Origin of the sequence: Nocardia pseudovaccinii, assembly GCF_050942345.1 — a bacterium.
Classification (GTDB): Bacteria; Actinomycetota; Actinomycetes; order Mycobacteriales; family Mycobacteriaceae; genus Nocardia; species Nocardia pseudovaccinii.
This window is the reverse complement of the sequence record NZ_CP192074.1, coordinates 3,209,230-3,223,332: the sequence shown is the minus strand read 5'-3', so window position 1 is coordinate 3,223,332 and position 14,103 is coordinate 3,209,230. Positions and strand designations below refer to the sequence as shown.

Annotated in this window: 13 protein-coding genes; 7 read left to right on the top strand and 6 right to left on the bottom strand. The window is 65.3% G+C overall.

Going from position 1 to position 14,103, the window contains the following annotated elements; genetic code table 11:
- Positions 1–3 precede the first annotated feature (3 nt).
- Genes ACQPZ2_RS14340 through ACQPZ2_RS14310 form a run of 7 tightly spaced genes read left to right on the top strand, consistent with a single transcriptional unit; the run spans position 4 to position 6,888 of the window.
- On the top strand, positions 4–1,056 hold the full coding sequence (locus ACQPZ2_RS14340; protein WP_433525976.1) for an MCE family protein: 1,053 nt from the start codon (positions 4–6) through the stop codon (positions 1,054–1,056).
- Positions 1,053–2,165 (top strand): MCE family protein, encoded by a 1,113-nt coding sequence (locus ACQPZ2_RS14335; protein ID WP_433525975.1) that lies wholly within the window; start codon positions 1,053–1,055, stop codon positions 2,163–2,165. Before ACQPZ2_RS14340 ends, ACQPZ2_RS14335 begins: the two co-directional genes overlap by 4 nt.
- Positions 2,162–3,274, top strand: coding sequence for an MCE family protein (locus ACQPZ2_RS14330; protein WP_433525974.1), 1,113 nt, complete (start codon positions 2,162–2,164; stop codon positions 3,272–3,274). The genes ACQPZ2_RS14335 and ACQPZ2_RS14330 overlap by 4 nt, the downstream gene beginning before the upstream one ends.
- A complete protein-coding gene (locus ACQPZ2_RS14325) occupies positions 3,271–4,566 on the top strand; it encodes an MlaD family protein (RefSeq protein ID WP_433525973.1) in 1,296 nt (431 codons plus the stop codon). The genes ACQPZ2_RS14330 and ACQPZ2_RS14325 overlap by 4 nt, the downstream gene beginning before the upstream one ends.
- Positions 4,567–4,594: 28 nt before the next feature.
- A complete protein-coding gene (locus ACQPZ2_RS14320; protein ID WP_433525972.1) occupies positions 4,595–5,185 on the top strand; it encodes a hypothetical protein in 591 nt (196 codons plus the stop codon).
- Positions 5,186–5,189: 4 nt separating this feature from the next.
- Positions 5,190–6,032: an MlaE family ABC transporter permease gene (locus ACQPZ2_RS14315; protein ID WP_157124194.1), complete on the top strand. Its 843-nt coding sequence runs from the start codon at positions 5,190–5,192 to the stop codon at positions 6,030–6,032.
- A 1-nt stretch (position 6,033) separates the two neighbouring features.
- Positions 6,034–6,888, top strand: a complete 855-nt coding sequence (locus ACQPZ2_RS14310; RefSeq protein WP_063039496.1) for an MlaE family ABC transporter permease — start codon at positions 6,034–6,036, stop codon at positions 6,886–6,888.
- Between the two features lie 13 nt (positions 6,889–6,901).
- Here ACQPZ2_RS14310 and ACQPZ2_RS14305 read toward each other — a convergent pair whose 3' ends face one another.
- From ACQPZ2_RS14305 to ACQPZ2_RS14280, 6 genes are all read right to left on the bottom strand, one after another.
- The gene (locus ACQPZ2_RS14305; RefSeq protein WP_433525971.1) at positions 6,902–8,512 is read right to left on the bottom strand and encodes an MFS transporter; all 1,611 of its coding nucleotides are present in this window, start codon (positions 8,510–8,512) and stop codon (positions 6,902–6,904) included.
- Positions 8,513–8,561: 49 nt separating this feature from the next.
- Positions 8,562–9,275: a 3'(2'),5'-bisphosphate nucleotidase CysQ gene (locus ACQPZ2_RS14300; protein WP_433525970.1), complete on the bottom strand. Its 714-nt coding sequence runs from the start codon at positions 9,273–9,275 to the stop codon at positions 8,562–8,564.
- 2 nt (positions 9,276–9,277) lie between these two features.
- On the bottom strand, positions 9,278–11,200 hold the full coding sequence (gene cysN / locus ACQPZ2_RS14295; RefSeq protein ID WP_433525969.1) for a sulfate adenylyltransferase subunit CysN: 1,923 nt from the start codon (positions 11,198–11,200) through the stop codon (positions 9,278–9,280).
- A complete protein-coding gene (cysD, locus tag ACQPZ2_RS14290; RefSeq protein ID WP_433525968.1) occupies positions 11,200–12,135 on the bottom strand; it encodes a sulfate adenylyltransferase subunit CysD in 936 nt (311 codons plus the stop codon). Before cysD ends, cysN begins: the two co-directional genes overlap by 1 nt.
- Positions 12,136–12,161: 26 nt before the next feature.
- Positions 12,162–12,932, bottom strand: a complete 771-nt coding sequence (locus ACQPZ2_RS14285) for an SDR family NAD(P)-dependent oxidoreductase (RefSeq protein WP_433525967.1) — start codon at positions 12,930–12,932, stop codon at positions 12,162–12,164.
- 85 nt (positions 12,933–13,017) lie between these two features.
- Positions 13,018–14,082 (bottom strand): hypothetical protein, encoded by a 1,065-nt coding sequence (locus ACQPZ2_RS14280; protein WP_433525966.1) that lies wholly within the window; start codon positions 14,080–14,082, stop codon positions 13,018–13,020.
- Positions 14,083–14,103 lie beyond the last annotated feature (21 nt).

Here is a 14,103-nt window from a genome sequence, read left to right as displayed (position 1 = left end):
CACATGCGCATACCGTGGAATCACAAGGGCCACACGCGAATCGGGCGTCGGCAACTGGAAGACCTCAGCAGGCCATGGCTCGGTTTCACCGCGATTGCCCTCCTGGTCGTCGCGGTCGTCGCCGCGCTGGTCGTCAATTCGCTGGATATCGGTGAACGCCGCCTCGAGGCCGACTTCGCCCAGGCCGCGCAACTCGGCGCAGGCGATCAGGTGACCGTGGCGGGGGTGCCGGTGGGCCACGTGGTCGGATTGCGCTTGGCAGGCGACCGCGTGACGGCAACGCTGAGCATCGCCGACAATGTGGCGCTCGGCCCCGCCACGACCGCGTCGATCAAACTCACCACCTTGCTGGGCAATCGGTACGTGGAGCTGGCACCGTCCGGATCCGGTGCACTGCCGAACGGCCGAATTCCCTTGGCACAGACCAGTGTTCCCTACGATCTGCAGTCGGCCCTCGCCGACGCGACGACCACCTTCGATCAGGTCGATGCCGACAAGGTCGGGCAGGCGCTCACCGAACTGTCCACCCAGCTGCACGGTTTGCCGCAGCTGATTCCGTCGGTGATGCAGAACATTACGACGCTGTCCGGTGTGATCGCCGAACGTCGCGGGCAGATCGGCACACTGCTGACCAGCACGAGCCAACTCACCACGGTCATCGAGAACCAGCGGGCCGGCCTCGGCGTGCTGGTCGACCAGGGTCGCGATCTACTGCGGGAGGTCGCGGCGAAACGGCAGGCCATCGCGGCCCTCATCGCCGCCACCAGCAATGTGGTGCGGACGCTGCAGCCGATCGTCGTGGACGATCAACCCGAAATTCAATCCCTGCTCGACAATCTGAGTCAGCTGGTGCAGATGCTCAGCCGGCACGACGACCTGCTGCGCAACATATTGCAGATCCTTCCGGTTCCCTGGCGCAGCTGGGCGGATGTGACCGGCTCCGGCACGGAACTGGACGCCAACGCGTCATCGGGAGCGTTCGTCGACTCCTTCATGTGCGCGCTGGTCGGCCGCGCGCAGGTGCAGCTGCCGCCCTATTCGGAGGACTGTCGATGAGATCGTTACCCCGCCCGGTGAAGCTGGTTCTGGTACTCGCGGTCATCGCGCTGATCGCGGGCGCCGCCAGCGCTCCACTTGCCCAGCTGAATCGCGAAACCATTACCGTTACAGCACATTTCGACAGTGCCGCCGGTGTCTTCGTCGGAAACCCGGTGGATGTGCTCGGCATGCGGATCGGCAAGGTGGCGAGCGTCGCGCAACGCGGCTCCTATGTCGAAGTGACGATGAATGTGGATGCCTCGGTACGGATTCCGGCCGACGTCACGGCGGTGACCGTGTCGGATTCGGTGCTGACCGACCGGCACATCGAACTCACCCCGGTCTACCGCGGCGGGCCGACACTGTCCAACGGTGCGACGTTAGGACTCGATCGGACGAAGACCCCGGTCGAATTCGACAGTCTGCTCGCGATGGCGGACAAGCTGTCCACGTCACTGCAGGGCGACGGGCAGGGCCACGGCCCGATCGCCGACGCGGTCGATGTCGGCGCGGCGGTGGCGACCGACAACGGCGCGCAGATCAAGGCCGCGCTGGATCAACTGTCCCGCGCGCTGCGCATGGGCGACGATCACGGCGCCGCGACCAAGAACGCGATAACCACCCTGGTGAACAACCTGGACGCGCTGACCGCCGCGGCCGCGAGCAACGACCAGACGATTCGCGAATTCGGCGCCGGGGTCCGTCAGCTGAGCGACCTGCTCGCCGAACAAAACCTCGGCACCGGCGACACCGGCGCGAAACTGAACGAAATACTCACCCGGACAACCGATCTCATGCAGCGCAATCGCGGCACGCTGGCCGGTACGGCGAGCGGAGCCAACGTCATCTTCCAGAGTCTGTCGGCTTACAACCGCAACGTCGCGGAATTCATGGACCTGTTCCCGCTGGTCGTCGACAACGCCTATGCCGTGATCGACCCGAATGTGGGTGCTGGCCGGGTGCACGTGAATGTGGACAAGGTCGCATTGGACGGGCAGATGGTGAAGCAGGTGTGCAATCTGCTCGACCTCGAACAACTCGGCTGCAACACCGGGAAGATGTCCGATATGGGGCCGGACTTCGGCATCGTGGCCATGCTGGCCGGAATCGCGGGTTTGCCGAAATGACCACCAGGAAAGCAACATTCACCGCTGCCGCCGTCGTACTCCTGGCCGTGGCTCCGGCGAGCGGGTGTTCGGCGGGGCTGGACCGGATGCCGCTGCCCGCGCCTTCGGTCGGATCGCACAGCTTCGCACTGACGGCCACCTTCGCCAACGCGCTCAATCTCCCGACCAAGGCCAAGGTGAAGGTCGACGGCGCCGATGTCGGGGAGGTCGAATCCATGACGGCACGCGATTATGCCGCCGTCGTCACCCTGCGGATCCGATCCGAGGTCGTGCTACCGGCGGGCACGACCGCCGAATTGCGCTCGGCCACACCGCTCGGCGATGTGTTCGTCGCGCTCAACCCGCCACCCAGTCCAACTCCGGGCACCCCGGCGCTGCGCGATGGGGACAGCATTCCGCAGTCGTCGACCTCGGCGGCGGCCACCATCGAGGAAGTGCTCACGCGGGCGGCATTGCTGGTCAACGGCGGGGTGATCCGCGATCTGACGAAGGTGATCAACGGTCTCGGCGCCGAATTCGGTGGGCGGGGTGATCGCATGGGGGAACTGATCGCCCAGACGACCGCATTGGTCCAGACCCTCTCGGCGCGATCGGACCAGATCCGAGCGGTCGTCCACGACACCGCCGCACTGACCGCCACCGTGGCGGCGCAGCAGTCGGTGGTGAACGACGTAGTCGCCGCCGCGGGCCCGGCCCTGGATGTCGTGGCCGCCAGCACCCAGGACATCGTGGATATCGCCGCCCAGTTGAATCGGATCGCGAGCCAGCTCACCAAGTTCCCGTCGATCAACGCCACCGGAAAGCGCAGTCTGGTAAGCGATCTCAACAATCTCGCCGCCGGACTCAACACCGCCGCGACCGACCCCGGCGCCAACCTCGACGGGTTGAATTACACCCTGGCCCTGGTCGGCGGCAAGGTAGCCAACTCCACCGCCGCCAGCGCCGACGCCGATATCTATCAGATAGCGCTCGGCGCAGTGCCCGATCCGAACTTTCCTGGCAACCCGGAAGCCCGGGTGCCGGACCAGACCGACTGGGCCAACTTCGCCGGTTCGCTGGCATACACGTTGGGCCGGTTGTACGGCCGAGTGATCGGGCCGGGACGATGAAGCGCCCGGACCTGAATCGGTCCCTCGAGGTGCGCGTGGAGTCGGCGGCGAGCGCGGCCCTCGCGGTCACCGACCGATTGGTCCGTCATCGGCTCGTCGTCTCCTTGATCGCCCTGGTGGTCACGCTGATCGTGGGCGCGACGTATGTCGTGTTCGGATCGCTCGAGCTGAACCCGCTCGCCTCGACGTATCAGATCCGGGTCCACCTGGCCCAATCCGGTGGTCTGCTGCAAGACCGGGATGTCACAGTGCGCGGTGTCCGCGTCGGCCGGGTGACTTCGGTCGATCTCGTGGACGGTCAAGTGGTCGCGGTCGCATCGATCGAGGCAGGCGCCAAGATCCCGGCCGACAGCACGGTCCGGGTGGCCGGACTCTCACCGGCCGGTGAACAATACCTGGATTTCGTCCCCGCCACCTCCAGCGGCCCGTATCTGGCCGCCGGTGCGGTCATCGGCACCGACCGGACCACAGTGCCGGTGCAATTGGCCCAGTTGCTCGGCGACCTCACCGGCACCATCGCACAACTCGATCCCGACAAGCTCCAGGCGATCGTGCACGAATTGGGCGCGAGTTCAGCGGCGCCGGAGAAGCTGGCGGCGATCATCGATGGCGGCGCCTTCATGATCACCACCCTCGGTGCGGTACTCCCGCAGACCGTCAGCCTGCTGCGCAACAGCGAGGTGGTGCTCGGCACCGCACGCGACCTCGGACCTGGCCTCGCGATTACCGCGGCCGATCTCGAACGCACTCTCGCCGGGGTGAATTCGATGACGGGCGGGTTCGAAACCCTGGTCGACACCGCGCCGGAGATGCTGCGGACGATGGACCAGATCATCGCCGACAACTCCCCGACCATGGTCCAACTACTCGGGAATCTCGCGACCGTGGCCCAGATGTCGTACGTGCACGTGCCTGCCATGAACAATCTGTTCTTCCCCACGCATCGGCCCGGGTCCGCGGCGGACGCACTGGGCACCGCATTCCACGACGGCGCGGTGTGGGCGATCGCCAGCATCTATCCGCGAAAGCAGTGCGACTACAACCTTCCTCGCCTGCCCATCACCGTCGCGGACCATCCCGAACCCTACTTGTACGCCTACTGCACCGACCCGGATCCGACGCTCGTGCCGCGTGGCGCGCGCAACGCACCACGGCCCCCCGGCGACGACACCGCACACCCACCGCCCGGAGTCGATCCGCTGGCGACCGCCGATCCGACACCGCAGGGCCCGCTGTCGGTCCCGACACCGTATGGCGGCGTACCCGTTCCGGCATATGTACCGCCGAAGTAGCAAATAACAACGAAGGCCAGGAGTTTCGATGAAGCAACCAGTGCTGGAGACGGAAACCGCTACCGAGACAACCGATTCGGATTCGGTGACCGAGGACTCGGCCGTGGACGAGGAGGCCGCGCCGCCGTTCCGGCGACGTCCCTGGGTGCCTCGCGCCGGGGTCGGCGCCATCGCGGTCGTCGCGGTATCGGCATCGGTGCTCGCGGGCATTCTCGGCTGGAAACTGCACGACCGCGACGAGGTCGATGCCGCTGCCCGGCAGGCCGCGACCACCGCGCAGAACTACGCGATCACGCTGACCAGCATCGATTCCCAGCACATCGATCAGAATTTCGCCGCCGTCCTCAGCGGTGCGACCGGTGAATTCAAGGACACTTATACCCAGTCGAGCAACCAACTCAAGACGCTGCTGGTCCAGAACAACGCGGTGAGCAAGGGAAAGGTGGTGGGCTTCAGTATCAAGTCGGCGACGAAGGACCGGGTCGAGGTGATGCTGTTCGTCGATCAGGAGGTCACCAACTCGGTGAGCCCCGATCCACGGATCGATCGCAGCCGCATGGTCATGACCATGCAACGGATCGGCGACAGCTGGCTGGCCGGCAAAGTGGAGTTGGTGTGATGTGATCGATCAATCCACCGCACCCTCGGTCACACGGATAAGGAACTGGGGACGCGGCTATCTGCACCGTCATCCCGTCGCATCACTCGATACCGTTGGCGCCCAGTTCATTCTGGGTGTGCGAGCGGTGCAGTATCTCGTAATCGACGTCGCGACAGGCCGTTTCGCATTCAAAGAGTTCGTGCGGCAGGCCGCTTTCATGATCAAGACCTCCTACCTGCCGACCGTCGCGGTCGCATTGCCGATCAGTGCGACCCTCTCGATCCAATTCGGACTGATCGCGGGTCAGGTCGGCGCGACCTCGCTGGCCGGGGCGGCCAGCGGTCTCGCGGTCATCCGCCAGGCGGCGCCGGTGGTCACCGCAATGCTGCTTGCGGCGGCGGTCGGCTCGGCGATCTGCGCCGATCTCGGGTCCCGCACCATCCGAGAAGAGATCGATGCACTCGAGGTGATGGGTGTTTCTGTGCTGCGCAAACTGGTGGTGCCGCGGGTGGCCGCCGGAGTGCTGGTCGCGGTCGGGCTGACCGGGCTGAGCGCTTTCGTCGGATTCCTCGCCGGTTATATGTTCAATGTCTATGTCCAGGGCGGTACGCCCGGTAGTTTCATCGCCACCTTCTCCTCGTTCGCGCGCATCGGCGATATGTATCTGGCGGTGGTCAAGGCCGTGGTGTTCGGGCTCATCGTGACCGTCGTCGCGTGCCAGAAGGGATTGAGCACCAAGGGCGGTCCCGGCGGTGTCGCGAATTCGGTCAATGCCACCGTGGTGGCCTCGATCGTGCTGCTCATGGTGGTGAACGTGGGGTTCACCCAGATGTACACCATGCTCTTCCCGCGGCAGGCGCTCTGAGATGGCCGCACCGTACTATCCGCTGCACATCAGGCAGGTGCTCCGCGTTGCCGACGCGCCCTTGCGCGGAGCCATGCGCCTCGGGCATATGGCCATATTCTTCCTGCGCGCGCTCGCCTCCATTCCGGTCGTCCTGCGCCACTACCGCAGGGAACTACTGCGGCTGATCTCCGACATCACCTGGGGCAACGGATCTCTCATCGTCGGCGGCGGTACGGCGGGCATCATTGTCGTGCTCGGCGCGAGCGGCGGTGCACTGGTGGGGATCGAGGGCTACAGCGCACTGAAATTGCTGGGCATCGGCCCGGCGACAGGTCTGGTCTCGGCGACCGCGTCGACGCGCGAACTGGCTCCGATCATGGCTTCCATCGCCTTCGCGTCCCAGGCGGGCTGCAGATTCACCGCCCAACTCGGCGCCATGCGCATCGCCGAGGAGATCGACGCGATGGAAACACTCGCCATCCGGTCCATCCCGTACCTGGTGACCACGCGTCTCATGGCCTCGGTGGCCGCCATCGTTCCGCTCTATCTCGTCTGTCTGGCAATGAATTTCGTTGCGGTCGAGGTGGCTATCGGCGTCGCGGGCAGCCAATCGCCCGGCACCTACGACCACTACTTCCGCATGGTGCTCAGTGCGACCGACGTCATGTATTCGCTGGCCAAGGCCGTCGTCTTCGTCGTGATCACGACAACGATCCAGTGCTACTTCGGCTATTACTCCGCGGGCGGTCCGGTGGGCGTCGGCATTGCCGCCGGTCGCGCGATGCGCGCCAGCATCACCGTCATGATCTGTGTCAATCTGCTGATGACGCTGGCACTTTGGGGATTCGATTCGGGAGCGCGAATCAGCGGCTGACCGCAGCGCCCGACTACACGCCGCCGGTGGCGGGTTTGCGGCCGTGACGCATCAGCACCGCGATCACCAACGCCACGATCGTGGTACCGGCCACGAGCCAGAAGCTCTGGGTATAGCCGCGGTCGGTGAACACCTGTGGAATGACCTGAGTCGAGGCGTGGCCTGCCACGTCTATGTGGGCCTCGACCGGGTTGTTGTTGAGCAGGGCGGTGGTGATGGCGATGACGATGCCGGAGCCCATGCTCTGCACGACACCGAGCATGCCCGCACTGATGCCCTGTTGTTCCGCGGGCACCGCCTCGACGATCAGGTTCGGCAGCGCGGTGTAGAGGAAGCCGCTCCCGATTCCGCCGACGAGGTAGCAAGCCAGGTAGGCGGTCCAGCTGTAGGGGACGACGGCGAATCCGACAGCGGCCGCGGTGAGCAGCGCGAAGGCGGTGATCGCGAGTATCCGGCTGCCGACTCGGCGGGCGATGACGCCCGCGATCGGCGCCACGATGACCACCATCAGGCCCGCCCAGATGCCGACGTGCAGCGCGTACGCCAGCATGCCGAAGCCGTTGCCGTAGCTGTAGCCGGGGTCGAAGACCACCCGCACCAGCTCGGGTGGGAGATTCGCGCCGGTCATCTGCTCGGTATGCGCGATCACCCCTTGAACCACCTGCTCGCGCAGCCCTGCGGCATCGGGCGTCTGCGTCATATATCCCAGCGCCAGCGGCATCAGCGCCGTGATGCCGACACCGAACGCCGTCATCACCAACACGATGCCTACTTTCGGATTGATCAGCAGGCGCATGTCCATGATCGGCCGACTGACCTTGAATTCGACAACGAAGAACAGTGCGAGCAGCACGATCCCACCGACCAGCCAGGCCAGCGCGCTCGGCCGTCCCCAGCCCCAGTTCTGCCCGTTGTCCACGTAGAGCAGGGTGAGCAGGATTCCGGCCGACAGCAGGACCGCGCCGATCGGATCGATGCGCTCGTTGCTGCGCAACGGGGTCTCCGGCACGACGAACAGCACCAAGGGCGTCAGGACCAGCGTGAAGATCGCGAGGAACCAGAACATGGCCGGCCAGTCGAAATGATCGACCAGAATCCCGCCGATCACGGGTGCGAGCGCACCGGAGAAGCCGAGCCCGGCGCCGACCATGCCGAGGCCGATCGGAATGTACTTGCGCGGCAACAGATCTCGAATCAAGCCGTAGGCGATGAACTGGCTCGCCACAGAGAACGCCGATAGACCGCGCCCGACCAGGAACAGAGTCCAGTCGGTGGTGAGCGCGCAGATGACACAACCGGCGAAAAACAGTATCCCGCACAGCAGGAAAAGTTTCTTCTTGCCCCAGATGTCGCTGGCCTTGCCCAGCAGTGGCGTGGCGGAAGCGCCCACCACGCCCAGGATGATCACCGCCCAGTTGATATTTCCGCCGACGGTGGAGAAGGTTCGGCTCATCTTCTGCAGCGCGGCGGCGATCATCGTGTACTGGAACGGGACGACCTCCGTGTACAGCACGATGATCGCCAGCACCGCGAAGATGCGCGGGCGCGATGCGCCCTCGAGACGACCGGCGTCCAGGGCGGCGGGGTCGTCGGCGTTGTCCGACAGGGTTTCGGCGGTGGCCATGGAGAACTCCAAAATGCAAGCGACATCGGTTGCGAAGGGGAATGGCGGATCAGGCGTCGGCGAGTGCTTGCAGCACCGCGTCGGCACATTCAGGTCGGCAGATCAGCAGGTCGGGCAGGTAGGGATCGGGGCGGTTGTAACGCAACGGCGTCCCGTCGAGGCGAGATACGTGCAGCCCGGCGGACGCGGCGACGGCGACCGGGGCACACGAATCCCATTCGTATTGGCCGCCGGAATGGGCGTAGACGTCGGCGGCACCTCGGACGACGGCCATCGCCTTCGCTCCCGCCGATCCCATCGGGACCGGCGTCGCCGACAGCGCATCCATCAGCCGCGTCACCTGTTCGGAGAGCCTGCTGCGGGATACGGCCACCCGAATGGGTCCCGGCACGGCGGGTGCGAGCTCGGGTGGTTGCCCGGTGTGCAGGACCAATCCCGCGGCAGGCAGCGCCACCGCTCCGGCGACCGGGCGCCCGTCCACCGCGAGGGCGACATGCACGGCCCAATCCTGCCGGGGCGGCTCACCGTATTCGCGGGTGCCGTCGAGCGGGTCGACGATCCACACGCGCGAATGTTGCACGCGGGCAGGGTCGTCGGGACTTTCCTCGGACAGTACGCCGTCGCCGGGCCTGGCCTGCCGCAGCCGGTCCAGCAGGAGCGTATTGGCCTGCCGGTCCCCGGCCGCGCCGCCTTGTGATCGGATGGCGAGCAGAAGATTCCCGGCCGCCTCGGCGAGGGTGGCGGCGAGATCGTGGTCGTCCATGGCTATCCTTCGACCGCAGGGGCGAGTATTCCGGCCCGGCGCAGGTGTTCGATCACCTGGTCGGCAAGTTCGTCCGGGGTCCGCGTGCCGCTGGCATCCAGGTGCAGTTCCGGCGCGACCGGCGTCTCATACGGTGAGTCGATTCCGGTGAAGTTCACCAGTTCACCGCGACGAGCCTTGGCATACAAGCCTTTTCGGTCGCGCGCTTCGACCACCTCCAGTGGAGCGTCGACATGCACCTCGAAGAACTCTTCTGTTCCGATACGCTCACGTGCCCGCCGACGTTCGGCCGCGAACGGCGCGATGAACGAGGCCAGCACGATGAGACCGGCATCGGCGAGCAACCGTGCGACCTCTACGACGCGACGAATGTTTTCCACGCGGTCGGCGTCGGTGAAGCCCAGATCGGCGTTGAGGCCGTGCCGGACATTGTCGCCGTCGAGCAGGTAGGTATGGAATCCCTGCTCGTGCAAACGCTTTTCGACCAGATTGGCGATGGTGGACTTGCCCGCGCCGGACAGTCCGGTGAACCACACCACCGCGGGTCGCTGTCCCTTGCTACGGGATCGCGCCTGCCGGTCGACCTCCACGGACTGCCAGTGGATATTGTTCGCGCGGCGCAGTGCGAAGCGCAGCATGCCTGCGGCGACGGTGTCCTGGGTGAAGCGGTCGATGAGGATGAACGCACCCATATCCCGGTTGTCGGCATACGGATCGAACGGGATCTGCCGATCCAGATGCAGATTGGCGATGCCGATCTCGTTCAATCCGAGCGTGCGGGCGGCGACATGTTCGAGCGTATTGACATTGACGGCGTATTTCGGTTGCGCCACCTGGGCCACGGCCGTGGTGGTGGCCAGCTTGAGCAGATAGGTGCGCCCCGGCAGCATCCGCTCCTCGCTCATCCAGACCAGCTGACATTCGAACTGGTCGGCCAGGCCGGGCGCATTCTCGGCGGCAGCGAGCACATCGCCGCGGCTCACGTCGATTTCGTCGGCGAGTACCACGGTGACGGATTGATCGGCCACCGCCGTCGCGAGATCGCCGTCGGCGGTCACGATCCGCGCTACGGTGCTCTCGCGACCGGACGGCAGCACCCGCACCTTGTCGCCGGGATGCACTGTGCCACCGGCGATCTGGCCGGAGAACCCCCGGAAATCGAGGTCCGGCCGATTGACCCACTGCACCGGCATCCGGAACGGGCTGTCGTCGCGCTCATCGGTCACCTGGACCGTCTCCAGATGAGCGAGCAGGCTCGGGCCGGTGTACCAGGGGGTGTTCGGACTGGGCTGCAGAATGTTGTCGCCGCGCAGCGCCGACATCGGGATGCAGACGATACCGCCGAGGCCGATGCCGTCGGCGAATGCACGGTACTCCGCTTCGATCTCGTCGAACCGCCGCTGCGAATACTCGACCAGGTCGAGCTTGTTCACCGCCAGCACGATATGGCGAATACCGAGCAGTGACACCAGATAGCTGTGGCGGCGGGTCTGGGTCAGCACACCTTTGCGGGCGTCGATGAGGATCACGGCCAGATCGGCGGTCGATGCCCCGGTGACCATATTGCGGGTGTACTGCTCGTGGCCCGGTGTGTCGGCGACGATGAACTTGCGCTTTTCGGTGGCGAAGAACCGGTAGGCGACATCGATGGTGATGCCCTGTTCACGCTCGGCGGCCAGGCCGTCGACCAGCAGCGCGAAATCCAGCTCACCGCCCTGGGTGCCAACGGTTTTCGAGTCGTGCTCCAATTCGGCCAGCTGGTCGGAGAACACCAGTTTGGAGTCGTAGAGCAGTCGCCCGATCAGCGTGGACTTACCGTCGTCGACGCTGCCGCAGGTAATGAACCGCAGCATCGATTTACGTTCGTGCCTGCGCAGATACTCCTCGATATCGGTGGCGACGAGATCATTCATGGTGTGCGCCATCAGAAGTACCCTTCCTGCTTCTTCTTCTCCATCGAACCGGTCGAATCGCGATCGATGACCCGGCCCTGCCGCTCGGAACTGGTGGTCAGCAGCATCTCCTGCACGATGGTCGGCAACGTGGTCGCCGTGCTCGCCACCGCGCCGGACAGCGGATAGCAACCCAGCGTGCGGAACCGAACCATCCGCTGCTCGGGAATCTCACCTGGCTGCAACCGCATTCGCTCGTCGTCGACCATGATCAGTGCGCCGTCGCGCTCGACGACCGGGCGGGATGCGGCGAAATACAGGTCCACGATGGGGATCCGCTCGAGCAGGATGTACTGCCAGACGTCCAGCTCGGTCCAGTTCGACAGCGGGAAAACCCGCAGGCTCTCCCCCGGCTGCTTGCGAGTGTTGTACAGCCGCCACAACTCCGGGCGCTGCCGCTTCGGATCCCACCGATGCTGCGCCGAACGCAGCGAGAACACACGTTCCTTCGCCCGCGACTTCTCCTCGTCGCGGCGCGCACCACCGAATGCCAGATCGAATTCATGGCTGTCCAGGGCCTGTTTCAGACCCTCGGTCTTCCACATCTCGGTATGCAGCGCGGAACCGTGATCGAACGGATTGATGCCGCGCTCGAGGCATTCCGGATTCCGGTACACGATCAGGTCCAGGTCATCGGCTGCCGCGACCTCGTCCCGGAACGCGTACATGGCCCGGAATTTCCAGGTCGTATCCACGTGCAGCAATGGAAAAGGCAGCCGCGACGGGTAGAAAGCCTTGCGCGCCAAATGCAGCAGCACCGAGCTGTCTTTGCCGACCGAGTACAGCATCACCGGGCGTTCGCCCTCGGCGACCGCTTCCCGCATGATCTGTATGCTTTCCGCTTCCAACCGCTGCAGATGGGTCAAACCCACGGCGTGACCGGAATCGTGTTGTGCCGCAATGGTCATCTCTCTACTCCCTGTGACCGCATGGCTCAGTTGCGCAGTTGCGCGCCGCCGCCGATGAACCACACCTGGCCGTTGATCCATTCGGCATCGTCGGACAGCAGGAACGCCACGACGGCCGCCAGATCCCCCGGCTCGCCCAGGCGCGTGGTGCGGGCCGCGGCCAGGAACGACTCCTGCAGTGCCAGATCGTTCTGGTTCCGCACGGTCTCCCCCATGACCAGCCCCGGCATGACGCCGTTGGCTCGGATGCCCTGCTTGCCCCAGTTGATCGCGATGTGCCGAGTGAGCTGATTGACCGCGGCCTTCGAGACGCCATAGGCGACCCGGGAGGGGTCGCCACCCACCGAAGTACCCGACGAGGTGTTGACGATGCTGCCGCCACCCTGTTCCAGCAGATGCGGCAGCACCGCACGAGCGGTGCGGACATAGCCGAGCAGGTTGACGTCCAGGGTGCGCTGCCAGACGTCCAACTCGGTCTCCAACAGGGTCTTGTCCCGCCCCAGATTGCCGGGCGACAGATCCGCACCCACGTTGTGCAGCCCGTGCACCGCACCGAATTCGGTGATCGTCCGATCCACCAGCTCCTGCACCGATTTGTCGTCGGACAGATCGAATTCGACGGCGATCGCCCGGCCGCCCGCCCGTGCTACCCGCTCGGCTGTCGCCTCCGCCCCGGCGATATTGATGTCACCGACGGTGACGAACGCACCCTCCTCGGCCAGCCGCTCGGCCGTCGCCGCACCGATCCCGGTCGCGCCACCGGCGATGATAAAAGTCTTCTCACGCAATCCACGCATAGTGTTTCTCCACGAATTCTCCGGCCGGATAACAAGATTCGCGGCCGCTGGGCTGCATACAGCGGTCGCCGCGAAAGCATCCGGGCTATTCCCGCACGATCTTGTCGAGCGGATTCGACCGCTCGAGCATCCCGAAGGTCTCCTCGCCGTCCCAGCGATAGCGCACACCGGCCTGCTGAACGGCCGGGAAGTCGGACTGTTCCTGTTTGAGCGACTCGACCGAGTAGGTCTTGTCGCTGTGGTGCACGTCGTGGGTGGAGACCACGGTCTCGCCCTCGATGGACACTGTGCCGTCGGCGGTTTCGAGCACGAGTGATACGTCCTCACCGAGTGCCTGCAATCGGGTCAGCCATGGCGCCCGCACCACCCGTGCCGGGATGAGATCTCCTTCACCGAGAAAGACGAAACCCTCGTTGAAGGTGGGCTTTCCGTCGTCCCTCGGCGGATAAGCCATATAGCCGAAGGCTTTTCCGCTGGGGAATACCGCCGACTGCCAGCAGTGCCCCCAGAACTCGGCCAGCCGTCGCACGCCCTGACGGCGGATCCGCAGCCCGCTGCCGGTGAACCGCTGCTCGCTGCCGTCCACGGTCACCGAGCCGGTCGCGCGGAACAACTGCTCGTAGCGGGGCCCGCCCATGAGATCGCCCTCGACCGAATTCTTCAGCCGCTCACCGGCGTCGTTGCGCAGGGCGCCCTGCACCCATGGCGGTACCGCCATGGTGGCCTCCACCCGGAACTCGATATCGACCAGCGGGCCGTCTGTTTGCCCGGCGGCCAGGTCGAAAGACGAAGTCTGCACGGCCTTTCCGGCGTAGGTCATGACCCAGGTGCGGAACGGTTCGACGCATTCGAACCTCAGCCCGCCCGCACCGAGCACCGTGGGCGTCCCGTCCGGTCCCGCCGCTGGCAAGGCCGGTGCTGTTTCGCGCAATCGGTATGCGCGCCCGTCCGGGAAGGCGACGTTGACCTGGATATCGTGCGACTCCCAGTTGGCGCTCACCGCCTCGATCCCGATGCGCGGCAAGCCGAGTTCGCCGCGGTCGTCGGAAACCCAGAAACTCACCGAGTCCCGCATCTCCGGATTCTCCGGTCGCTGCGCGAACACGTACTCGCGTGCGGAATCGATGCCACCCGTCAGATCCACAGGCATGGAAATTCCTTTCATAGCAAT